This window comes from Streptomyces sp. CA-179760 (genome assembly GCF_050937045.1).
Classification (GTDB): Bacteria; Actinomycetota; Actinomycetes; order Streptomycetales; family Streptomycetaceae; genus Streptomyces.
In genome coordinates this window covers 3947307-3968567 of sequence record NZ_JBNJLZ010000001.1, presented here as the reverse complement: position 1 = coordinate 3968567, position 21261 = coordinate 3947307, and the positions used below count along the sequence as shown (strand labels likewise).

The following is a 21261-nucleotide window of genomic DNA, read 5'->3' as shown; positions in this document are numbered from 1 at the left end:
CGGTCCTGACGGGGGATCAGCTGGTGCGGCCCTTGGCGTCGAACGCCTTCATGCGGTCGAGCACCGAGTCGGCCGTGGGGCCGTGCATCTCGTCCACGATCCGGCCGTCCGCGAGGAAGACGACCCGGTCCGCGTAGGCCGCGGCCACCGGGTCGTGCGTCACCATCACCACCGTCTGGCCCAGCTCCCGCACGGAGTTGCGCAGGAAGCCCAGCACCTCGGCGCCGGAGCGCGAGTCGAGGTTTCCGGTGGGCTCGTCACCGAAGATGATCTCGGGCTTGGAGGCCAGCGCCCGCGCCACGGCGACACGCTGCTGCTGACCGCCCGACAACTGCGAGGGCCGGTGGCTCAGCCGGTCCGCCAGGCCGACCATCCGGATGACGGAGTCCAGCCACTGCTTGTCCGGCTTGCGGCCCGCGATGTCCATCGGGAGGGTGATGTTCTCCAGGGCCGTCAGGGTCGGCAGCAGATTGAACGCCTGGAAGATGAAGCCGATCTTGTCTCGGCGCAGCTTGGTCAACTGCTTGTCCTTCAGGGAGCCGAGCTCGGTGTCGCCGATGCGCACCGACCCGGAGGAGAAGGAGTCGAGACCGGCCACACAGTGCATCAGGGTCGACTTGCCGGAGCCGGAAGGACCCATGATCGCGGTGAACTCGGCCTGCCGGAAGTCGGCGGAGACCCGGTCCAGGGCGACCACCTGGGTCTCACCCTGCCCATAGATCTTCGAGAGATCCGCGGCGCGCGCGGCCACGGTGGTGGCCCGGTCGGTGAGGGAAGCGGTGGTCACGGGATGGCGCTCCTGTCGGACGGCGGTGCGGTCGGGGGGACGTGATCCATCGTCCGGGTCCCCTGCCGCCGTGTAGTCACCCGCAGTTCCCGTTCTGGGGGCCGACTTCGGTCTGACCGCGAGCGTCGGTGTCATACCTGGGGATGACGAACGCCCCTGACTGGCCCCGGTGTCGGTGACCCGAGAGGGCCCGATGTCAAGAACAGGTGGAGTGCCCTCGTTCGGGCGGTGAAATTCCGTCATTCCGTATGCGGCGCCCATCGCCGCACGGAAGGCTATTGGCAAGTGCGGATGGCGCGTTCCGCGCGCTGATGCACCCTCAGGCGTCAATAAAATAAGACAACATCGGTCCGTGCTTCCGCTGTTCGGGGGATCCGTCCCGATAGTCTCGGAACCTCGACGCGGAGCCCATGGCCTGCCCGGATGGTGGAATGCAGACACGGCGAGCTTAAACCTCGCTGCCCCTTCGCGGGCGTGCCGGTTCGAGTCCGGCTCCGGGCACCTTCCGACCTCCTGCATGGTTCATTGAAGACTTCACGGCATGACCGTTGACAGCGGGCGCATGCCGTCGGAAACTCACATCGGACAGTAGTGAAAGAATTTTCACCATGCGAACAACGTGAGAGAAGGTGCCCGATGCGCACCACCGTCGGCATCATCGGAGCCGGCCCCGCCGGCCTCCTCCTCGCCCGGCTGCTCCACAACGCCGGCATCGACTCGGTCGTCCTGGAGAGCCGCGACCGTGCCTACGTCGAACGGCGGCAGCGGGCCGGGATCCTGGAGCAGGGCACGGCGGACGTGCTGCGCGCGGCCGGCGCCGGGAAGCGCATGGACCGCGAGGGCCTGCGGCACGACGGCATCGAACTGCGCTTCGACCGCCGACGGCACCGCGTCGACTTCCCCGCCCTCACCGGCGGCCGGTCCGTGATGGTCTACGCCCAGACCGAGGTCTGCAAGGACCTCATCGCCCTCCAGCTCCGGGAAGGCGGCCCGCTGCTCTTCGAGGCGGAGGCGCTGGCCGTGGAGGACGCCGCCACCGACGCCCCGCGCGTCCGCTTCCGGCACGAGGGCCGCGAGGACGTCCTGGAGTGCGAGTACGTCGTCGGCTGCGACGGCTTCTGGGGCGTGGCCCGATCGGCGATCCCGGCCGATCTGACCCAGGTCTTCGAACGGACGCACCCCTTCGGCTGGCTCGGCATCCTCGCCGACGTACCGCCCTCACACGACGAACTCGTCTACGCCCGCCACGACCGCGGCTTCGCCCTCCTCTCCATGCGCTCGCCGTCCGTCTCGCGCCTCTACCTCCAGGTGCCCGACGGCACCGATGCCGGGACGTGGAGCGACGAGGAGATCTGGGGCGAGCTGGAGCGCCGTTTCGAGACCGCCGACGACTGGCGCCTGGAGCGCGGCCCGATCACCCAGAAGTCCGTCACCCCGATGCGCTCCTACGTCCACGAGCCCATGCGGCACGGCCGCCTCTTCCTCGCGGGTGACGCGGCGCACATCGTGCCGCCGACCGGCGCCAAGGGGCTGAATCTCGCCGTCGGCGACGTCGTGACGTTCGCCCGGGCCCTGACGCACCGCGAGGAGACCGGTTCGGCGGAACTCCTGGACACCTATTCGGAGACCTGCCTGCGCCGGATCTGGCAGGCCGAGCGGTTCTCCTACGACATGACGACCCTGCTGCACCGCGCCCCCGGCGCGACCGGCTTCGAGGACCGGCTCCAGCTCGCCCGCCTGGAGCGGATCGCCTCATCCCGCGCCGCCGAGACCGACCTGGCGGAGGGGTACACGGGCTTCCTCTTCGGGTGAGCCGGGAGTGACCCCCTCCGGTGAGGGGAATCACCAAGCCACGTAGCGTGTTGCGCAGCATGACGAGGGAAAGATCCTCCCCAAGCAGTAGGGTCATTCCTTTGCCTACCTATTACTCTTGAGCCAAGGCCACGCCTGGTGGCCATGGAGGAGTGAAATGAGGAGCAGAAACCCGGTCTTCTCGCGACGGGGGTTCAGCCGCGACAACGGCTACGCGGGCTTCAACACCGCGCCGCAGGCCGGGGGTCCCGCTGTCGCCACACAGGGCAACCCGTACGCGCAGCCGACGGGCGACCAGTACGCGCAGAACCCGTACGCGCAGAACCCTTACGCCCAGCAGGACCTGCAGCACGGCGCGCCGCCGCAGGCGCCGGCCACCACCGGCCGGATGACCATCGACGACGTCGTCCTGCGCACGGCGAGCACGCTCGGTGTGCTCATCCTCACCGCGGCGCTCTCCTGGGCCCTGCTTCCGATCGACGACGCCAACATCGGCCGTAGCTACGGCATCGGTATCGGCGCCGCGCTGATCGGCATGGTCCTGGCGTTGGTGCAGTCCTTCAAGCGCAAGGCCTCGCCCGCGCTGATCCTGACGTACGCCGCGTTCGAGGGTGTCTTCCTCGGCGTCGTCTCCAACATCGTCGACAACCGCATCGCCGACGGCGCGGCCATGCAGGCTGTGATCGGCACCATGGCGGTCTTCGCCGGTGTGCTGATCGCCTACAAGGCCGGCTGGATCCGCGTCAACCGCCGCTTCTACGGCTTCGTGATGGCGGCCGCGCTCGGCTTCATCCTGCTGATGACCGTGAACCTGCTGTTCGCGGTGTTCGGCGGCGGTGACGGCCTCGGCTTCCGCAGCGGTGCCATGGGTGTCATCTTCGGCGTCATCGGCATCATCCTCGGCGCCTGCTTCCTCGCCCTGGACTTCAAGCAGGTCGAGGACGGCATCGCCTACGGCGCCCCGCGCGAGGAGGCGTGGTTCGCGGCCTTCGGTCTCACGCTGACGCTGGTGTGGATCTACCTGGAGTTCCTGAGGCTCATCTCGATCCTCAACAGCAACGACTAGTACGGCTCGTACTGACCGTCGCACGCGATAGGGCCCCGGCTTCTGCCGGGGCCCTTCTCGTTGTCCGCGCCTAGAGCAGTTTGCGCGCGGCCCTCCTCAGGTCGTACTCGTGGACGATCGCCTTGGCGTGGCCGTAGGCCAGGTTGTGTTCGTGCCGGAGCCAGCTGACCTTTTCCTCGAAGCGGAAGAGCGCCGGGCCATCTTCGACGGTGCGAAGCCAGTCGGTGATGTCACGACCGGTGCAGTGGGGGATGCGGGCTAGCAGGTTGCGATGGGTCTCTTCGGAGAAGACTTGGGACATCGGCGCCTCCGGACGCTGGGATGTAAGCCGGTCCTTCAGGTCACCGTGCCTGAGTGTTCGCCCGTTGGCAACAGTCCCGGTGCGACGCGTACGCTCGCGGCGTGGTTGATACGACGCCTCTGACCCGTGCGGTGGATCACTTCGCCGATCGTTTGAGGGCCGCGCCCCAGAGCCGGCTGCAGCGGGGCGCTGCCGCCGAGGCTCTCGGGCTGGCCCGGGAGTTGGCCCGGAGGGCGCAGGCTCTCGAGGAGCCGGGCGTGGAGCCTCGGGAGATGCCGGATGCGGGGATGTTTGCTGCCGCAGATCAGATCACCGTGGCAGGGCACGATCTGGCGGTGGTGATTCCCAGTGACGCCGACGTCGATGACGCGGTGAGGGTGGTGGAGGAGGCGCAGAAGCGGGCGGGGGTCTAGCGCCCCGCGCCCCTGAACTACGGGGGGCCGCGCCCCTGAACTACGGGGGGCCGCGCCCCTGAACTACAGGGACGAGATGACCCGGTCCGCCAGGATGTAGACGTTCTCCTCGCCGCACTCGAACGTCAGGGTGTAGGCCCCTGCGATGCCGGAGCCGCCGAGGAGGACGGGGGTCTGGCCCGCGCGCAGGGCCGTGGCGAGGTGTTCCGCGGTTTCCCGGTGGCCCGGGGTCATGCACAGGGTCGTGCCGTCGGCGAAGACGTAGACGTCGAGGGTGCCCAGCGGGCCCGGGCGGACGTCCGTCAGTTCCACGCGGGAGGAGGCCAGCTCCTCCAGGGTGGCGACCGTGCGCTCGTGGTCGTTCACCACGGGCGATTGTGCCGGTACGAAGTCCGGGTGGGAGGGGTGGCGGCGGCGGGCCGCGGCCAGCTCCGGGGACTCGCCGGCCGGTTCCTCGGTGTCCGCGCCGGGCTCGGACACCGGCTCCAGACCCGCGAAATCGGCCTGCCGGGGCAGGAACAGATCGGGGTCGGGCAGACCCAGCAGGGTCGGGGCGTCGGGGGCGTCACGGGTCTCCTGGGCGGCCCAGAACGCCCGCGCCTCGGCGAGCTCCCGCTCCCGCTCCTCGGCCAGCGCGGCCGCGACCGCGGCGCGTATCTCCTCGGCGTCGGCATTGGTGCGGGCGGCCGGCAGCAGCGCACGGGTGGTGGCGGCGCGGTTCTCGGCCAGCGCGGTGTGCAGGGCCGCGACCTGTCGCCGCAGCTGCAGAACGGTGCGCAGGACGGCAACGCCCACGGCGCCCGTGGCGGCCGTGGTGACCAGCAACGCGATCGGCATGGCGCTCACTGACGTACTCCCGGTTCAAAGTCGACCCCCGACTTCCTACATCAGCTTGAAGGGCGGACTAACCAGCTGTCAGTGCGTAAGGTCACCAAACGGACAGGGGTTCCGCCTCGGGGAGGGGGTGTGGCTGCTGTGACCTGCACTTCTCCCTGAGCGGAGGGAGATAGGTCACATCCTGGGGGAGATTGGATCACAAAACGGCCCAGAACCCTGGAGTTTTCCGGGTTCTGGGCCGTCACCTCACAGCCGGTGCTACGGCGGCTACGGTGCGGTGCTCAGCTGAGGCGCTCGATGACCATGGCCATGCCCTGGCCGCCGCCGACGCACATCGTCTCCAGGCCGAACTGCTTGTCGTGGAACTGGAGGGAGTTGATGAGCGTGGTGGTGATGCGGGCGCCGGTCATGCCGAAGGGGTGGCCGACGGCGATGGCACCGCCGTTGACGTTCAGCTTCTCCAGCGGGATGCCCAGGTCGCGGTAGGACGGGATCACCTGGGCGGCGAACGCCTCGTTGATCTCGGCCAGGTCGATGTCGTCGATGGTCAGCCCGGCCCGCTTGAGGGCCTGCTTGCTCGCCTCGACCGGGCCGAGGCCCATGATCTCGGGCGAGAGGCCGGAGACGCCGGTCGACACGATGCGGGCGAGCGGGGTGAGGCCGAGCTCGCGGGCCTTGGTGTCGGACATGATCACGAGCGCGGCGGCGCCGTCGTTCAGCGGGCAGCAGTTGGCGGCGGTGACCAGGCCGTCGGGGCGGAAGACCGGCTTGAGGCCCTGGACGCCTTCCAGGGTGACGCCGGCGCGGGGGCCGTCGTCCTTGGAGACGACCGTGCCGTCGGGAAGCGTCACCGGGGTGATCTCACGCTCCCAGAAGCCGTTCTTGATGGCCTCTTCGGCGAGGTTCTGCGAGCGGACGCCGAATTCGTCCATGTCCTGGCGGGTGACGCCCTTGGAGCGGGCCAGGTTCTCGGCGGTCTGGCCCATCGCGATGTACGGGTCGGGCAGCAGGCCGTCCTCGCGCGGGTCGTGCCAGGTCGAGCCCTCGGACTGGGCGGTGGCGACGGTGCGGGCCTCGGCGTCGGCGAAGAGCGGGTTGTGCGTGTCGGGCAGGCCGTCGGAGCTGCCCTTGGCGTACCGGGACACGGTCTCGACGCCGGCCGAGATGAAGACGTCGCCCTCGCCGGCCTTGATGGCGTGCAGGGCCATGCGGGAGGTCTGCAGGGAGGAGGAGCAGTACCGGGTGACGGTGCAGCCCGGCAGGTGGTCCATCCCCATCTGTACGGCCACGACGCGGCCGAGGTTGTGGCCCTGCTCGCCGCCGGGCAGGCCGCAGCCGAGCATCAGGTCGTCGATGTCCTTCGGGTCCAGCTCGGGGACCTTGGCCAGGGCGGCCTGGACGATCGTGGCGGTCAGGTCGTCGGGGCGGAGATCCTTGAGAGAGCCCTTGACGGCGCGGCCGATGGGGGAGCGGGCGGCTGAGACGATCACGGCTTCGGGCATCACGGCTCCATTGACGTACCGGGTGGTCTGGCTGGGCTGTCTGGCAAGTTACCCGTACGTATGGCCTGGGTCACTGGTGTCGCGGTGTGACCCTGGCCGCAGTTTACTAAGCGCTTGCTTTCCCCGCCTCTCAGGTCGAGGGCGTGGCAGGCGCAGGCTCCTGCTCGGGTACCCGCCGGCGCCGCCTCCGCTTCAGCAGGGCCCAGGGCCCCCGCGACCCGGTCGGCATCGCCGCCGCGACCTCCGTGCCGGCCTCCGAGGCGGCCTCCGCCGCCGCCCTGGCCACCGGCAGGAAGCCCTCGCGGCGGGAGGCGTCCGGGCGCTCCTCCTCGGCCGGCCACAGGCCGAGGGAGGCGCAGACGCTCGGCAGAACCGCCATCGCCGCCGTCGCATAGCCCTCGGCGGAGGGGTGGTAGCTGTCGGGGCCGAACAGCTCGCGCGGATTCTCGGCGAACTCCGGGCCCAGCAGGTCGCCCAGGGACACGGTGCGGCCGCCCTGCTCGACGACTCCGATCGTCTGGGCGGCCGCCAGCTGGCGGGAGGCCCGTCGCGCCAGCCAGCGCAGCGGCTGCCGGACCGGCTCGATCGTGCCCAGGTCGGGACAGGTGCCCACCACGACCTCCGCACCGGCCGTGCGCAGCCGCCGTACCGCCGAGGCCAGGCAGCGGACCGAGCGGGTCGGGGGCATGCGGTGGGTGACGTCGTTCGCGCCGACCATGATCACGCAGATGTCGGGCACCGGATCAGGGTCGGCCAGCACCAGGGCCACCTGGCGGTCCAGGTCGTCCGAACGGGCCCCGGGCGTCGCCACCGTGCGCAACCGCACCGGGCATTCCGCCAGTGCCGCGAGCCCCGACGCCAGCAGCGCCCCCGGTGTCTGCCCGGACCGGTGCACGCCCTGGCCCGCCGCTGTGGAGTCGCCCAGCATGGTCAGCCGCAGCGGCGACTCACCCGTGCCGGCGTACGCACGGCCGTACAGCCCGTCCGCGTTCGGCACGTGACCGGACGTGCCGTTGCCCACCCGGCGCCGCGCCAGATGCACCTCCGCCAGCACCAGACCCACGGCTGCCGCCCCCGCCAGACCGATCCCGCCGCCGCCGTACGCCGCGCCGGCCGCGATCCGCCGGGCCACCCTCGCCCTCGACATGCTCGTCATGCGTCGCCGCCACCTCCTCGAACCCGTACACCCAGTGCTTGCCCCGTACAGGCCGTCGCCCAATCTCAACGCGGAGTGAACGACCGTCACGGACCACGGGCAGCACATAGGCTGGCGGCACCACTCAGACCACTTCTGCGGCATCCGGAGACAACGGTGCAGTTCCACGACTCGATGATCAGTCTCGTCGGCAACACCCCGCTGGTGAGGCTCAACAGCGTGACCCAGGGCATCAGGGCGACCGTCCTGGCCAAGGTGGAGTACTTCAACCCCGGCGGGTCCGTGAAGGACCGCATCGCCCTGCGCATGATCGAGGCCGCCGAGGAGAGCGGCGCGCTCAAGCCGGGCGGCACGATCGTGGAGCCGACCAGCGGGAACACCGGTGTAGGGCTCGCCATCGTCGCCCAGCAGAAGGGGTACAAGTGCATCTTCGTGTGCCCCGACAAGGTGAGCACCGACAAGATCAACGTGCTGCGCGCGTACGGCGCCGAGGTCGTCGTGTGCCCGACCGCCGTGGACCCCGAGCACCCGGACTCGTACTACAACGTCTCCGACCGGCTGGTCCGTGAGACGCCGGGCGCCTGGAAGCCCGACCAGTACTCCAACCCCCACAACCCGCTCTCCCATTACCACTCCACCGGCCCCGAGCTCTGGGAGCAGACGGAGGGGCGGATCACCCACTTCGTCGCGGGCGTGGGCACCGGCGGCACCATCTCCGGGACCGGGCGCTATCTGAAGGAGATCAGCGACGGCAAGGTGCAGATCGTCGGCGCCGACCCCGAGGGCTCCGTCTACTCCGGCGGCTCCGGGCGGCCGTACCTCGTCGAGGGCGTCGGCGAGGACTTTTGGCCCACCGCCTACGACCGGACCGTCGCGGACGAGATCGTCGCCGTGTCCGACAAGGACTCCTTCCAGATGACCCGCCGCCTGGCCAAGGAGGAGGGCCTCCTGGTCGGCGGCTCCTGCGGCATGGCCGTCGTGGCCGCACTGGAGGTCGCCGCCCGGCTCGGCGAGGACGACGTCGTGGTGGTCCTGCTGCCGGACAGCGGGCGCGGCTACCTCAGCAAGATCTTCAACGACGAGTGGATGGCCGACTACGGCTTCCTCGAGGACTCGGGCCCCAGCGCCCGCGTCGGCGACGTCCTCGCCGACAAGGAAGGCGACCGCATGCCCTCCCTCGTCCACATGCACCCGGAGGAGACGGTCGGTCAGGCCATCGACGTGCTGCGCGAGTACGGCGTCTCGCAGATGCCGGTCGTCAAGCCGGGCGCGGGCCACCCCGACGTGATGGCCGCCGAGGTCGTCGGCTCGGTCGTGGAACGCGAGCTGCTGGACGCGCTGTTCAGCAAGAGCGCCTCGCTCGACGACCCGCTGGAGAAGCACATGTCCGGACCGCTGCCCCAGGTCGGCTCCGGCGAACCGGTCGAGGACCTGATGGCCGTGCTGGGCAAGGCGGACGCCGCGATCGTCCTGGTCGAGGGCAAGCCGACCGGTGTGGTCAGCCGGCAGGACCTGCTGTCCTTCCTCGCCAGGACCGGGAAAGCGGCGGCGAACGCCCGGTGAACCACTCGTGAACCGGGTGAACTCGGGGCGTCCATGATCTTCGTGGACTTCGCGGAAGTGGTACGAGCGTGTCACGTTCGCGCAGCACCCGCTTAACACGAGTCCTGCACATTGGTGGGTGTCGGCAGGGCGGGAGCGGCTCCCCGCCCCGGCCGGCACCGTAGGCGTCAAGGACCTCCGGAGCGGCTCCCGGACCTCCATGGACCCTACTGACGCGCCAGCCCGGCCCTGACCAGGCCCGCGTCCCTCGCGGGGACCGCCGTCGTCCCGCCCCCGAACACGGGGGTGCGGCGGTCCCCGCGCATTTTCTTTTCGGCCTCAGCCGACCCGGCTCGTCGCCCAACTCCCCAGCAGTGCCAGGCGCTCCGCCGTCTCCGAGCCCGCTTCCGGTGTGTAGGCGACGATCGTCTGGTCCGGAGCCCCGGGGATCGTGAGGGTCTCGTACGGGAGCGTCAGCAGGCCGGCGACCGGGTGGCGCAGCTGTTTCACTCCGTGGTCGCAGGGCTTGACCAGATGGTCGGCCCACAGGCGGCGGAAGTCCGCGCTGGCGCGCGAGAGTTCGGCGACGAGTTCCCCGGTGGCGGCGTCCCCGGGGTGGTGGCCCGCCTGCAGCCGCAGATGGGCGACCGTCTGGCCCGCGATCGCGGCCCAGTCCGGATAGATCTCGCGGGCGGCGGGGTCGAGGAAGATCCGGCGCGGGATGTTGCGCTCGTCGGAACCGGAACCGGAACCGGAACCGGAACCTGAGCCGGAGCCGCCGAAGTCGAGCAGGGCGTCGGCGAGCGCGTTCCAGCCGAGCACCTCCATGCGGTGGTCCAGGACGTACGCCGGGTTGCGGTCCATGCCGTCGAGGATCAGCTGGACACCCGGGCGCACCCGGGACGCGGCCGGAACGCTTTCCGCCCGGCGGGGCCGGGCGACCGCCCGCAGATACGCGTGCTCCGCCTCGCCCAGCCGCAGCACCCGTGCGACGGCGTCCAGCACGGCGTCCGACACGCCCCCGGATTTCGTCCGGGACGGGTCCCCGGGGCCCCTGCCCTGCTCCAGGCGGACGTAGTAGTCGACGCTCACCCCGGCCAGCTGCGCCACCTCCTCACGGCGCAGACCCGGGACACGGCGGCGGCCGTAGGAGGGCAGCCCCACCTCCTCCGGCTGGATACGGGCGCGCCGCGAGCGCAGGAAATCTCCCAGTTCTCCGTCCATGCCTTCGAGCCTAGGCGCCCCGCACGCGATGAGCCTGGTACTGGCAGACCCAGGAAAAGCGCCCCCCTGGGTACGGCGGCCGAAGACGCCGAGGGTGGGGGACGAGGCCGGGGAGACGCCCCGGCCACCACCGAGGGGATCACCCATGTCGTACGAGAACCTGGCCGGCCGCACCGCCGTCGTCACCGGAGCCGCGAGCGGGATCGGCGAGGCCATCGCCGTCCTGCTGGCCGCCCGGGGCGCACGGGTGGCCCTGCTGGCCCGGCGTGAGGAACGGCTGACGGAGCTCGCCGGGAAGATCCGGGCCGACGGCGGACAGGCCCTGGCCGTCGTCGCGGACGTCACCGACGACGCGTCCGTGGCGGCCGCCGCCGACCGGATCCACACCGAGTACGGGACCGTCGACCTGGTCGTCAACTCGGCCGGCGTCATGCTGCCGCACCCCGTCGACGCCCGGCGCACCGACGAGTGGCAGCGCATGCTCGACACCAACGTCGCCGGCGTGCTGCGGATCACCGGCGCCTTCACCGGCGACCTGGTGGGCGCGGCAGCGGACGGCCGTACGGCCGACATCGTGAACATCTCGTCCATCGCCGCGCACGTCAGCTTCCCGAACTACGCGGTGTACGGCGCGACCAAGGCGGCCGTCACCTATCTGTCGGAGTCCCTGCGCGGCGAGTTCGGGCCGAGGGACGTCCGGGTCACCAACATCGAACCCGGGTTCGTCGAGAGCGAGCTGCTCACCCACATCGGCGACACGGAACTGGCCCGGCAGGTGGAGGAGATGCGGGACCAGGTGGGCGCGCTGTCCGCCGAGGAACTGGCCGACCTGGTGGCCTACGCGACCAGCCGGCCGCGCCGGGTCAATCTGCGGCAGATCGTCGCGCTGCCCACCCGGCAGGCCTGAACGGCGTGCGCGCCCGCTCAGTCCTTCCAGTCGCTGTCCTGGGAGGACCTGCGGCGGCCGAACAGGTCCGGGTTGGTGCGGACGGCCTGGACGAGGTTGACGCCCACGATGCCGGCCCAGGCGACGAGCATGCCGGGCAGCTGGGCCACGCCCCCGCCGATCGCGGACAGCGGCACCGCGAGGACCAGGGAGACGATGCCGAAGCCGAAGCGCTCACCCCAGGAGTCCGTGGGCCGTGGCGACCGGGAGTCCCGGGCCGTCTGCATCTGCTGCTCGGCGAGCTGCCGGCGTACCCGGCGGTCCACCGCGCCGTCGATCCGCTGGTCGACCTTCTCCAGGAACGAGTCGACCAGCGCGGACTCGTACTCCTCGCCCAGCTCCCTGCGTGCGTGCAGGGTGGCGTCGAGTTCCTTCTTCAGCTCGGTGTCCCGCGCGTCCATTCCGGTCATGAGACCCACGGTAGAAAGAAGCGACGCCTGCCGCACTGGGGTTAGCCCCCGTTCCGGGGCGGGGGCGGCCCTCCACTCCCGCTTGCCGGTCTGCATATGCTCATGCAGAATCCTCAGCTACTGAATAGGCGAGGGGGGAGCACGTCATGAGCGTGACCGAGGGCCCTGCCGCGCGGCTCCAGGCGCTCTTCGAGGGCCACCGGCTGACGCCGACCCAGCGGCGCATCGCGCACAGCATGGTGCGGCGGGCCGCCGACGTGCCGTTCCTGTCGAGCGTGGAGCTCGCCGAACTGGCCGGGGTCAGCCAGCCGTCCGTGACCCGCTTCGCCGTGGCCCTGGGCTTCGACGGCTACCCGGCCCTGCGCCGCCATCTGCGCGAGGTCGCCCCGGCCGAACCCGCGGCGGACGCCGGGTCCGTCAACGAGTACCAGCAGGCCGTCGAGGCCGAGATCGAGAACCTGCGGCACCTGGCGGAGGCCCTGGCCGACACCGGGCCCGTGCAGCGGGCCGGGCGCCTCCTCGCGGCCTCCCGTCCGCTCCCCGTCCTGGGCCTTCGGGCGGCGGCCGCCCAGGCGCACGGCTTCGCCTACTTCGCCGCCAAGGTCCACCCCGACGTACGGCTGCTCAACGAGGGCGGCACGATGCTCCAGGACCGCGTCGACGCCGCCGTCCGGGCCGGTGCGACCGCACTGCTCTGTTTCGCACTGCCCCGGCACCCCCGCGAGGTCGTCGACGCCCTCGCCCACGCCAAGGAGGCCGGGCTGACCGTCGTCACGGTCGCCGACTCCGCCTTCGCACCGGTCGCCAAGGTGTCCGACCTGCTGATCCCCGCCGCGGTCGGCACCGGCCTGGCCTTCGACACCGCCTGCGCCCCGATGCTGCTCGGCCGGGTGCTGCTGGAGGCGATGTGCGACGACCTGCCCGAGGCCCAGTCCCGCCTGGAGGAGTTCGACGCCAAGGCGGCGGCGCGGGGCCTGTTCGTGGACTGACGGGACGCCTGCCGCCTTCTCAGACTGGTCTCACGTTGTGTCGCTACCGTGCGGCTCCGGTGGAGCTGGACGGAGGCTGAAGGTGACGCGCGCAGGGCAGGGGCTTGTTCGAGTGGCCGTCGTCGTGCGGGCCGGGGCGGCGCCCCTGGGGTGGCTCGGGGTGTGCGCGGCGGGCATCGGGGTGCTGGTGCCGGGGCTGACGGGGCGCCGGATCGGGGTCCTGGCCGGGGCCGCGCTCTTCATCGTCGCGGCGACCGTGGTCGCCTGCGCTCGCCGCAAGCGCTACGCCGCCCTGGCCGTCTCCGCGTCCCGCGCCGGCAAGCACGACGTACTCCAGGACCGCGCCGTGACGGTACGCGACTGGCGCCGCCACCACCGCTGGTGGCTCCTCCTCGCCTTCCTCACGGCCCTGGCCACCGCCTTCGCCGTCCCGGCCACGGGCGGCCTGCTCCTGGCCGGCTGCGGAGCGGGCCTGCGGCTGAAGGCGGCCTGGCTGGGCCGCCGGGAGCGGGCCGGTGAGGCGCTGCTGTGGGTCCGGGTGGACTGGCTGCGCGGGGGCGCGGGCAGCCCGGCCGGCAAGCCGGTCAGGGGCTACCGCAGCACGGGCATCGCGGCGGGGGACGCGGCCCCGGGCGGGGCACGCAGGAAGTCGCCGACGCTCGTGTAGCAGGGCCGGGCCGCAACGCCCTGCTTTCAAAGGGCGCGGGGAACTGCGCGACCAGCCCCAACGCACCCGCAGACCGGTGACTACGGAGCCCCCCACGGCGACTGCGTGAGCGCCTCCACATGCGCTCCACCAGACTCCGCCACGACCTCCTCCACCGTCTGCGGCTCCCGCACGACCGCGAAGGCCACACCCCCCTCCCCACCCGGACCGAACCCGTAAACCCCAGGCCGGACAAGGGAGTTGTACCCATAGTGATGCGCGAAGTAGTACGCCCCCGTATCCAGCGCGGCCGCATACTCCCCCTGCTCCAGCACCGGCATGGACCGCCCCTCCGCCAGCAGATCCCCCGAGAAACAGGCCGGCCCCGCGACGTCCTGCACCACGACGGGCCCCTCCTTCACCCGCCCCTTCGCGTCATACGCCGCGATCCTCAACGGCCAGCTGTCCGGCGCGTACACCGTCCGCGTGGCGACCTGCACACCGGCATGCGTCACCGCGACCGCCCGCCCGCCGGAGGTCTTCGCGTACTCGACCCGCGCCAGCACCGTGCCGTGCTTGGCCAGCAGCGACCGTCCGAACTCGGTGACCAGCCCGTACCGCCCGTCGAACAGACCCGGCACCTCCTCGGCCAGCGTCCGCGCGTACTGCGCGTACGTAGGCGTCGTCGCCTCCGACGCGAAGTTCACCGGCAGCCCGCCGCCGATGTCGAGCGTGTCGATCTGCCGCCGGCCGATCCGCCCGTTGATCTCCTCGGCGAGCGCGTACACCTCCGCGACCCCCCTGGCCAGCAGTGACAGCGGGATGCCCTGGGAGCCGGTGTGCGCGTGCAGCCGGGTCAGCCACGGGCGGTCCTGGTACGCCCGTACGACCCACTCCCGGGCCCCCTCGTCGCGCAGCGCCACCCCGAACTTCGATGTCGCCGTCGCCGTCGAGGTCGCCTCGATGGAACCCCCGCCGACCTGCGGATTCACCCGGATCCCGAGGGGCGGGCGACCACTGTCGGCGCCGGCGCTCATCAGGCCGTCGATGCGGTCGAGCTCCTGCGGGTTGTCCGCGTTGACGGCGATGCCCAGCGCCAGCGCCTCGCGCAGTTCGGCCGGTGTCTTGGCGGGTGAGTCCAGGACCGTCATCTCCGGGCTCAGCCCCGCCGCCCGCGCCAGCGCCAGCTCGCCCGGGCTCGCCACCTCCGCTCCGATGCCCTCCTCGCGCAGCAGCCGCAGCACCGGCACCAGCGGGGTCGCCTTCACCGCGAAGGCGTGCAGCACGGGCGTGCCCGGTGCCACGACCGCGTCGAACGCCGCCCGCAGCTCCGCCGCCGACTCCCGGATGCCGGTGACGTCCAGCAGCCCGACGACGGGACTGCCGGCCCCGACCAGACCCTGCTCCACGGCGGCCCGCACCGCCTCGTCCCGCCGAGCCGCCCGCCCGGCACCGGAATCGCCCGCCTGAATGTCGTCATCCATGGATCCAGCCAAACATCCAGGGCATCGCCGCGCCGACCCCCCGATGTATTGACTAGTTCTATTCATGAAGCGAGGATGTGAATAGACGTAACAACAGACCGCCGGGAGGCAGACCATGTCAGGACCCCGCCCTGTCCGAGCGCCGCGCGGCACGGAACCGAGCGCCCTGGGATGGCAGCAGGAAGCCGCCCTGCGGATGCTGCAGAACAACCTCGACCCGGAGGTCGCCGAGCACCCCGACAAGCTCGTCGTCTACGGCGGCACCGGCAAGGCGGCCCGCGACTGGCGCTCCTTCGACGCGATGGTCCGCACGTTGAAGACCCTCAAGCAGGACGAGACGATGCTCGTCCAGTCCGGCCGCCCCGTCGGCGTCATGCAGACCCACGAGTGGGCCCCGCGCGTCCTCATCGCGAACTCCAACCTCGTCGGCGACTGGGCCAACTGGGAGGAGTTCCGCCGCCTGGAGGCCCTCGGCCTGACCATGTACGGGCAGATGACGGCCGGCTCCTGGATCTACATCGGCACCCAGGGCATCCTCCAGGGCACCTACGAGACCTTCGCCGCCGTCGCCGCGAAGAAGTTCGGCGGCACCCTCGCCGGGACGATCACCCTCACCGCCGGTCTCGGCGGCATGGGCGGCGCCCAGCCGCTCGCCGTGACGATGAACGACGGTGTCGCGATCTGTATCGACTGCGACCCGCGCGCCATCGAGCGCCGCATCGAGCACCGCTACCTGGACGTGCAGGCCGATTCACTCGACCACGCCCTCCAGCTTGCCACCGAGGCCCGCGACGCCCGCCGCCCGCTGTCCATCGGCGTCCTCGGCAACGCCGCCGAGCTGCTGCCGCGACTGCTCGCCATGGGCGCCCCCATCGACATCGTCACCGACCAGACCTCCGCCCACGACCCGCTGGCCTATCTGCCCCTCGGCCTGGCCTTCGAGGACATGGCCGACGCCGCCGCGAAGGACCCGGCCGGCTTCACCACCCGGGCCCGCGAGTCCATGGCCACGCACGTCGAGGCCATGGTCGGTTTCATGGACGCCGGAGCCGAGGTCTTCGACTACGGCAACTCCATCCGGGGCGAGGCCCAGCTCGCCGGATACGACCGGGCCTTCGCCTTCCCCGGCTTCGTCCCCGCCTACATCCGCCCGCTGTTCTGCGAGGGCAAGGGCCCCTTCCGCTGGGCCGCCCTGTCCGGCGCGGCCTCCGACATCGCCAAGACCGACAAGGCGATCCTCGACCTCTTCCCGGAGAACGAGTCCCTGGCCCGCTGGATCAAGATGGCCGGCGAACGCGTCCGCTTCCAGGGCCTGCCCGCCCGTATCTGCTGGCTGGGCTACGGCGAGCGGGACAAGGCCGGTGAGCGGTTCAACGACATGGTCGCGAGCGGGGAGCTGGCCGCGCCGGTCGTCATCGGCCGCGACCACCTCGACTGCGGATCCGTCGCCTCGCCCTACCGGGAGACCGAGGCCATGCTCGACGGGTCCGACGCGATCGCCGACTGGCCGCTGCTCAACGCGATGGTGAACGTGGCGTCCGGGGCCTCCTGGGTCTCCCTGCACCACGGGGGCGGGGTCGGCATGGGGCGGTCGATCCACGCCGGGCAGGTGACGGTGGCCGACGGCACGAAACTGGCCGGTGAGAAGATCCGCCGGGTCCTCACGAACGACCCCGGCATGGGCGTCATCCGCCATGTCGACGCCGGATACGACATCGCCGACTCGGTGGCCCGGGACAAGGGCGTCCGTGTCCCGATGCGCGAGGGTGACGACGCGTGACGCAGGAACCCGCCGGCCCCCGGCCGGACCCCACCGGCACCTCCTTCCACCGGATGTGGCGCGAGCTGCTCCCCCTCGGCCGCCACCCCGCCTCCGGCGGCTACCGGCGCTTCGCCTGGAGCGGTGTCGACGGTGACTGCCGGGCCTGGTTCGAAGAACAAGCCCTCGCCCGTGGCCTGCGCTACGAGACCGACCGGAACGGCAACCAGTGGGCCTGGCTGGGCGACCCCGCCGCCGGGGACGCCGTCGTCACCGGGTCGCACCTCGACTCCGTGCCGGACGGCGGGGCCTTCGACGGGCCCCTCGGCGTCGTGTCCGCCTTCGCCGCGCTGGACGAACTGCGCGGCCGGGGCGCGCGGTTCACCCGCCCCCTCGGCATCGTGAACTTCGGTGACGAGGAGGGCGCCCGGTTCGGGCTCGCCTGCGTCGGATCCCGGCTCACCGCCGGGCAGCTCACCCGCGAGCAGGCGCACCGGCTCACCGACGGCGAGGGCGTGACACTGCCGCGCGCCATGGAGGCCGCCGGATACGACCCCGACGCCATCGGGCCCGACCCCGACCGGCTCGCCCGGATCGGCGCCTTCGTCGAACTCCACGTCGAGCAGGGCCGGGCCCTGGACCTGTCCGGCGACCGGGTCGGCATCGCCAGCGCGATCTGGCCGCACGGCCGGTGGCGGTTCGACTTCCGGGGCGAGGCCAACCACGCCGGCACCACCCGGCTCGCCGACCGGCGCGACCCCATGCTGTCCTACGCCGAAACCGTCCTCGCCGCCCGCCGTGAGGCCGGACTCGCCGGAGCCGTCGCCACCTTCGGCAAGATCGCCGTCGAGCCGAACGGCGTCAACGCCATCCCCTCCCTGGTGCGCGGCTGGCTCGACTCGCGCGCCGCCGACCAGGACAGCCTGGACGCCGTGGTCGCCGGCGTGGAGAAGGCCGCGGGGGAGTACGCCGCCGCCCACGGCGTGGATCTGGCCGTCGTCCGCGAGTCGTTCACCCCCGTCGTCGAGTTCGATCACGCCCTGCGCGACGAACTCGCCCGCATCCTCGGCAAGGACACCGACCTCACGGTCCCCGTCCTCGGCACCGGCGCCGGACACGACGCCGGGATCCTGTCCGGGAGCATTCCGACCGCCATGCTGTTCGTGCGCAACCCCACCGGCGTCTCCCACTCCCCGGCCGAGTCCGCGACCGAGGACGACTGCGTGGCCGGGGTACTCGCACTCGCAGACGTATGGGAGGGACTGGCGTGCAGGTGACGACAGCGGCCACACGGACGTACTGGCTGGAACACGCCTGGCTCGGCTCGCACGTCGAGCCGGGCGTCGCCCTCGACGTCCACGACGGCCGCGTCACCGCCGTCCGGACCGAGGTCACCGCCCCGCCCCCCGGCGCCGAGATCCTGCGCGGCCTCACGCTCCCCGGGCTGGCCAACGCCCACAGCCACGCCTTCCACCGGGCCCTGCGCGGCACCGCCCAGGTCGGCTCCGGGACCTTCTGGACCTGGCGTGAGGTCATGTACGCCACGGCCGCCCGGCTCACCCCGGACACCTACCACGCCCTCGCCCGCGCCGTGTACGCCGAGATGGCCCTGGCCGGCATCACGGCGGTCGGCGAGTTCCACTATGTCCACCACGCCCCCGGCGGCACCCCCTACGCCGACCCCAACGCGATGGGCGAGGCCCTGATCGCGGCCGCCGCCGAGGCCGGGATCCGCGTCACCCTCCTCGACACCGCCTATCTCTCCTCCGGCTTCGGGCAGCCGCCCTCCGCCCAGCAGCTCCGCTTCTCCGACGGCACGGCGGACGCCTGGGCCGAACGCTGTTCAGTTCTCAAGGAACGGGATCACGCACGGATCGGAGCGGCGATCCACTCCGTACGGGCCGTGCCCGCAGATCAGCTGGCGACCGTCGCGAGGTGGGCCGAGGAGCGGCGGGCCCCGCTGCATGTGCACCTGTCGGAGCAGACCGCCGAGAACGAGGCCTGCCTGGAGATCCACGGGTGCACTCCGACGCAGCTGCTCGCCCTGCACGGTGTCCTCGGGCCGCGCACGACCGGCGTCCACAACACCCACCTCACCGCCGAGGACGTCTCCCTCATCGGCGGCAGCGGGACCGGCACCTGCATGTGCCCCACCACCGAGCGGGACCTGGCCGACGGCATCGGGCCCGCGGCCGCCCTGCAGAACGAGGGCTCCCCGCTCTCCCTCGGCTCCGACAGCCACGCGATGATCGACCTGCTGGAGGAGGCACGCGCCCTGGAGCTGAACGAGCGGCTGCGCACCCGCACCCGAGGTCACTGGACGGCCGCGGCCCTGCTGCGGGCGGCCTCGGCCGACGGGCACGCGGCCCTCGGCTGGGCGGACGCCGGCGTCCTGGAGCCCGGCGCGCTCGCCGACTTCACGACGGTCGCGCTCGACTCGGTCAGAACGGCAGGGCCGCTTCCGCGGCTCGGGGCCGAGACGGCTGTATTCGCCGCGTCGGCAGCAGACGTGTCGCATACGGTCGTGGGTGGTCGGCACGTCGTACGGGACGGGGTTCACGTCCTCGTACCGGATGTGCCGAAAGCCCTCGCGGACGCCGTCGAAGCCCTGCGCGGATGACCGCGGGCCGCCCACCCGCGCGGCCCGCACCCTCGTCCGCCCCCGCCCCCGACCCCACTGCCGACCAGGCCACCAAGGACGCCATGAGCAACGCGACGACCGTCAGCCCCGCCCACTCCGCGAGCACCGCAAGCACGCTCATCACCAACATCGCCGCCCTGGTCACCAACGACCCCTCCCTAGGTGACAATTCCCCCCTCGGACTGGTCCAGGACGCGGCCGTCGTCATCGAAGGCGACCGCGTCGTGTGGACCGGTGATCAAAGCAAAGCACCCGCCACTGACAATCGGGTCGACGCAGGTGGCAGGGCGGTGATCCCGGGCTTCGTCGACTCCCACTCACACCTCGTCTTCGCGGGTGACCGGACGCGGGAGTTCAACGCCCGTATGTCGGGGCGGCCGTACAGCGCGGGTGGCATCCGCACGACCGTCGCCGCGACCCGCGCCGCGAGCGACGCGGAACTCGAGGCCAACGTCACCCGTTACCTCCGCGAGGCGCTGCACCAGGGCACCACCACCTTCGAGACCAAGTCGGGCTACGGCCTGACCGTCGAGGACGAGGCCCGTGCCCTGCGCGTCGCCGCCGCCCACACCGACGAGGTCACCTACCTCGGCGCCCACATCGTCGCCCCCGAGTTCGCCGACGACCCCGCCGGCTATGTCGCCCTCGTCACCGGCGAGATGCTCGACGCCTGCGCTCCGTACGCCCGCTGGATCGACGTCTTCTGCGAGAAGGGCGCCTTCGACGGCGACCAGGCCCGTGCGGTCCTCACCGCGGGCAGGGCCAAGGGCCTGCACCCCCGTATCCACGCCAACCAGCTCTCGTACGGCCCGGGCGTGCAGCTGGCCGTCGAACTGGACGCCGCCAGCGCCGACCACTGCACCCATCTCACGGACGCGGACGTCGACGCCCTCGCGAGCGGCGACACGGTCGCCACCCTGCTGCCCGGCGCCGAGTTCTCCACGCGGGCCGCGTGGCCGGACGCCCGCCGCCTCCTCGACGCGGGTGCCACCGTGGCCCTGTCCACCGACTGCAACCCGGGCTCGTCCTTCACCTCCTCCGTCCCGTTCTGCGTCGCGCTCGCCGTACGGGACATGGGCATGACCCCGGACGAGGCACTCTGGTCGGCCACGGCGGGCGGCGCGGCGGCCCTCCGGCGCACCGACATCGGCCGTATCGCCCCGGGCACGTACGCCGACCTCACGCTCCTCGACGCCCCGAGCCACGTCCACCTGGCCTACCGCCCGGGCGTCCCCCTGGTCACGGGAGTCTGGCGGCGCGGCGAAAGGGTGCTCTGACTTCAGGGGGACAATGCTGTCGCGCGGCAACTGAAGGCCTGTGCCGACGGAGGAGCGGGACGGATGACAAGACACTGGTCGGCACCGCTCGTAGTGAACCTGCTGCTCGGGATCCCGGCAGTGGTGCCGATCTGGTTGCTCTGGTACCTCACGGTGAACTGGCCGCTCGCCGAACTCGGGCTGACGGTGCGGGAACCGACGGAGAACGACGGCATGGCCCTCTGGCTCGTCATCGTCGTCCCGGTCGTGGCGCTGTTCGGCCTGATCTGGTGGCTGGCCAACAGCCCCCTCCGGCGCCGGACGTCGCTGGCTCCGCGTACGTACCGGCTGCTGAGCCTTCTGGCGCCGCTCCTCCCCACGGCCGTCCTGATCCTCATCTCCTGAAGATCACGGCCGCGGCCGGCCCATGACACGCGCCCGGGGGCGGACCGTTCGGTCCGCCCCCGAAGGACACGTCACCCGGCAGGGA

Annotated in this window: 20 protein-coding genes and 1 tRNA gene; 13 read left to right on the top strand and 8 right to left on the bottom strand. The window is 71.7% G+C overall.

Going from position 1 to position 21261, the window contains the following annotated elements:
* Window positions 1-16 precede the first annotated feature (16 nt).
* Window positions 17-787 (bottom strand): ABC transporter ATP-binding protein, encoded by a 771-nt coding sequence (locus tag ACQEV8_RS17610; RefSeq protein WP_432961198.1) that lies wholly within the window; start codon window positions 785-787, stop codon window positions 17-19.
* 417 nt (window positions 788-1204) lie between these two features.
* On the opposite strand from ACQEV8_RS17610, the gene ACQEV8_RS17605 reads away from it, so the two are divergent.
* The 3 genes from ACQEV8_RS17605 to ACQEV8_RS17595 all read left to right on the top strand — a co-directional run bounded on the left by ACQEV8_RS17605 (window position 1205) and on the right by ACQEV8_RS17595 (window position 3665).
* Window positions 1205-1288, top strand: a tRNA-Leu gene (locus tag ACQEV8_RS17605).
* A gap of 135 nt (window positions 1289-1423) precedes the next feature.
* A complete protein-coding gene (locus ACQEV8_RS17600) occupies window positions 1424-2599 on the top strand; it encodes a 4-hydroxybenzoate 3-monooxygenase (RefSeq protein ID WP_432961196.1) in 1176 nt (391 codons plus the stop codon).
* A 157-nt stretch (window positions 2600-2756) separates the two neighbouring features.
* Window positions 2757-3665: a Bax inhibitor-1/YccA family protein gene (locus ACQEV8_RS17595; protein WP_432961194.1), complete on the top strand. Its 909-nt coding sequence runs from the start codon at window positions 2757-2759 to the stop codon at window positions 3663-3665.
* Between the two features lie 70 nt (window positions 3666-3735).
* Here the strand turns inward: ACQEV8_RS17595 and ACQEV8_RS17590 are convergent, their stop codons facing one another.
* Entirely contained in the window at window positions 3736-3966 is a 231-nt protein-coding gene (locus tag ACQEV8_RS17590) for a DUF4287 domain-containing protein (protein WP_432961192.1), read from the bottom strand.
* A 101-nt stretch (window positions 3967-4067) separates the two neighbouring features.
* Between ACQEV8_RS17590 and ACQEV8_RS17585 the strand changes: the two genes are divergently transcribed.
* Window positions 4068-4379 (top strand): hypothetical protein, encoded by a 312-nt coding sequence (locus ACQEV8_RS17585; protein ID WP_382495777.1) that lies wholly within the window; start codon window positions 4068-4070, stop codon window positions 4377-4379.
* A gap of 63 nt (window positions 4380-4442) precedes the next feature.
* On the opposite strand, the gene ACQEV8_RS17580 is transcribed toward ACQEV8_RS17585, so the two are convergent.
* The 3 genes from ACQEV8_RS17580 to ACQEV8_RS17570 all read right to left on the bottom strand — a co-directional run bounded on the left by ACQEV8_RS17580 (window position 4443) and on the right by ACQEV8_RS17570 (window position 7874).
* The gene (locus ACQEV8_RS17580) at window positions 4443-5225 is read right to left on the bottom strand and encodes a hypothetical protein (protein ID WP_432961190.1); all 783 of its coding nucleotides are present in this window, start codon (window positions 5223-5225) and stop codon (window positions 4443-4445) included.
* A 272-nt stretch (window positions 5226-5497) separates the two neighbouring features.
* A complete protein-coding gene (locus ACQEV8_RS17575; RefSeq protein WP_432961188.1) occupies window positions 5498-6718 on the bottom strand; it encodes an acetyl-CoA C-acetyltransferase in 1221 nt (406 codons plus the stop codon).
* Window positions 6719-6848: 130 nt separating this feature from the next.
* Window positions 6849-7874: an SGNH/GDSL hydrolase family protein gene (locus tag ACQEV8_RS17570; protein ID WP_432961186.1), complete on the bottom strand. Its 1026-nt coding sequence runs from the start codon at window positions 7872-7874 to the stop codon at window positions 6849-6851.
* A 156-nt stretch (window positions 7875-8030) separates the two neighbouring features.
* Here ACQEV8_RS17570 and ACQEV8_RS17565 point away from each other — a divergent pair, with 156 nt between their 5' ends.
* Window positions 8031-9437 carry a cystathionine beta-synthase gene (locus ACQEV8_RS17565; protein ID WP_432961185.1) on the top strand — a complete coding sequence of 469 codons (1407 nt, stop codon included), beginning with the start codon at window positions 8031-8033 and terminating at the stop codon, window positions 9435-9437.
* A 318-nt stretch (window positions 9438-9755) separates the two neighbouring features.
* Here the strand turns inward: ACQEV8_RS17565 and ACQEV8_RS17560 are convergent, their stop codons facing one another.
* Window positions 9756-10640 (bottom strand): helix-turn-helix transcriptional regulator, encoded by an 885-nt coding sequence (locus ACQEV8_RS17560; RefSeq protein WP_432961184.1) that lies wholly within the window; start codon window positions 10638-10640, stop codon window positions 9756-9758.
* Window positions 10641-10785: 145 nt separating this feature from the next.
* Between ACQEV8_RS17560 and ACQEV8_RS17555 the strand changes: the two genes are divergently transcribed.
* Complete coding sequence (locus ACQEV8_RS17555; protein ID WP_432961183.1) at window positions 10786-11547, top strand: SDR family oxidoreductase; 762 nt, start codon at window positions 10786-10788, stop codon at window positions 11545-11547.
* A 17-nt stretch (window positions 11548-11564) separates the two neighbouring features.
* Here the strand turns inward: ACQEV8_RS17555 and ACQEV8_RS17550 are convergent, their stop codons facing one another.
* The gene (locus ACQEV8_RS17550; RefSeq protein WP_432972755.1) at window positions 11565-11987 is read right to left on the bottom strand and encodes a hypothetical protein; all 423 of its coding nucleotides are present in this window, start codon (window positions 11985-11987) and stop codon (window positions 11565-11567) included.
* 155 nt (window positions 11988-12142) lie between these two features.
* Between ACQEV8_RS17550 and ACQEV8_RS17545 the strand changes: the two genes are divergently transcribed.
* The gene (locus ACQEV8_RS17545) at window positions 12143-12985 is read left to right on the top strand and encodes a MurR/RpiR family transcriptional regulator (RefSeq protein ID WP_432961182.1); all 843 of its coding nucleotides are present in this window, start codon (window positions 12143-12145) and stop codon (window positions 12983-12985) included.
* 82 nt (window positions 12986-13067) lie between these two features.
* The gene (locus ACQEV8_RS17540) at window positions 13068-13652 is read left to right on the top strand and encodes a hypothetical protein (protein WP_432961180.1); all 585 of its coding nucleotides are present in this window, start codon (window positions 13068-13070) and stop codon (window positions 13650-13652) included.
* Between the two features lie 80 nt (window positions 13653-13732).
* On the opposite strand, the gene ACQEV8_RS17535 is transcribed toward ACQEV8_RS17540, so the two are convergent.
* On the bottom strand, window positions 13733-15232 hold the full coding sequence (locus tag ACQEV8_RS17535) for a diaminopimelate decarboxylase (protein ID WP_432961178.1): 1500 nt from the start codon (window positions 15230-15232) through the stop codon (window positions 13733-13735).
* Between ACQEV8_RS17535 and hutU the strand changes: the two genes are divergently transcribed.
* From hutU to ACQEV8_RS17510, 5 genes are all read left to right on the top strand, one after another.
* Window positions 15231-16895, top strand: a complete 1665-nt coding sequence (gene hutU, locus ACQEV8_RS17530) for a urocanate hydratase (protein ID WP_432961176.1) — start codon at window positions 15231-15233, stop codon at window positions 16893-16895. The genes ACQEV8_RS17535 and hutU overlap by 2 nt on opposite strands.
* A gap of 53 nt (window positions 16896-16948) precedes the next feature.
* Window positions 16949-18151 (top strand): allantoate amidohydrolase, encoded by a 1203-nt coding sequence (locus ACQEV8_RS17525; protein ID WP_432972752.1) that lies wholly within the window; start codon window positions 16949-16951, stop codon window positions 18149-18151.
* Entirely contained in the window at window positions 18142-19494 is a 1353-nt protein-coding gene (locus tag ACQEV8_RS17520) for a formimidoylglutamate deiminase (protein ID WP_432961174.1), read from the top strand. The genes ACQEV8_RS17525 and ACQEV8_RS17520 overlap by 10 nt, the downstream gene beginning before the upstream one ends.
* A complete protein-coding gene (gene hutI, locus ACQEV8_RS17515) occupies window positions 19491-20792 on the top strand; it encodes an imidazolonepropionase (protein WP_432961172.1) in 1302 nt (433 codons plus the stop codon). The genes ACQEV8_RS17520 and hutI overlap by 4 nt, the downstream gene beginning before the upstream one ends.
* A gap of 63 nt (window positions 20793-20855) precedes the next feature.
* Complete coding sequence (locus ACQEV8_RS17510; RefSeq protein ID WP_432961170.1) at window positions 20856-21176, top strand: hypothetical protein; 321 nt, start codon at window positions 20856-20858, stop codon at window positions 21174-21176.
* The last annotated feature ends 85 nt before the right edge of the window (window positions 21177-21261 follow it).

Bases quoted from the DNA above. Each gene is read 5' to 3' on its own strand.
- ACQEV8_RS17560 (WP_432961184.1), bottom strand. From the start codon at position 10,640: ATGGACGGAGAACTGGGAGATTTCCTGCGCTCGCGGCGCGCCCGTATC.
- ACQEV8_RS17575 (WP_432961188.1), bottom strand. From the start codon at position 6,718: ATGCCCGAAGCCGTGATCGTCTCAGCCGCCCGCTCCCCCATCGGCCGC.
- ACQEV8_RS17590 (WP_432961192.1), bottom strand. From the start codon at position 3,966: ATGTCCCAAGTCTTCTCCGAAGAGACCCATCGCAACCTGCTAGCCCGC.
- ACQEV8_RS17525 (WP_432972752.1), top strand. From the start codon at position 16,949: ATGTGGCGCGAGCTGCTCCCCCTCGGCCGCCACCCCGCCTCCGGCGGC.
- ACQEV8_RS17535 (WP_432961178.1), bottom strand. From the start codon at position 15,232: ATGGTCTGCCTCCCGGCGGTCTGTTGTTACGTCTATTCACATCCTCGC.
- ACQEV8_RS17555 (WP_432961183.1), top strand. From the start codon at position 10,786: ATGTCGTACGAGAACCTGGCCGGCCGCACCGCCGTCGTCACCGGAGCC.
- ACQEV8_RS17550 (WP_432972755.1), bottom strand. From the start codon at position 11,987: ATGGACGCGCGGGACACCGAGCTGAAGAAGGAACTCGACGCCACCCTG.
- ACQEV8_RS17595 (WP_432961194.1), top strand. From the start codon at position 2,757: ATGAGGAGCAGAAACCCGGTCTTCTCGCGACGGGGGTTCAGCCGCGAC.
- hutI (WP_432961172.1), top strand. From the start codon at position 19,491: ATGACCGCGGGCCGCCCACCCGCGCGGCCCGCACCCTCGTCCGCCCCC.
- ACQEV8_RS17545 (WP_432961182.1), top strand. From the start codon at position 12,143: ATGAGCGTGACCGAGGGCCCTGCCGCGCGGCTCCAGGCGCTCTTCGAG.
- hutU (WP_432961176.1), top strand. From the start codon at position 15,231: ATGTCAGGACCCCGCCCTGTCCGAGCGCCGCGCGGCACGGAACCGAGC.
- ACQEV8_RS17570 (WP_432961186.1), bottom strand. From the start codon at position 7,874: ATGACGAGCATGTCGAGGGCGAGGGTGGCCCGGCGGATCGCGGCCGGC.
- ACQEV8_RS17510 (WP_432961170.1), top strand. From the start codon at position 20,856: ATGACAAGACACTGGTCGGCACCGCTCGTAGTGAACCTGCTGCTCGGG.
- ACQEV8_RS17600 (WP_432961196.1), top strand. From the start codon at position 1,424: ATGCGCACCACCGTCGGCATCATCGGAGCCGGCCCCGCCGGCCTCCTC.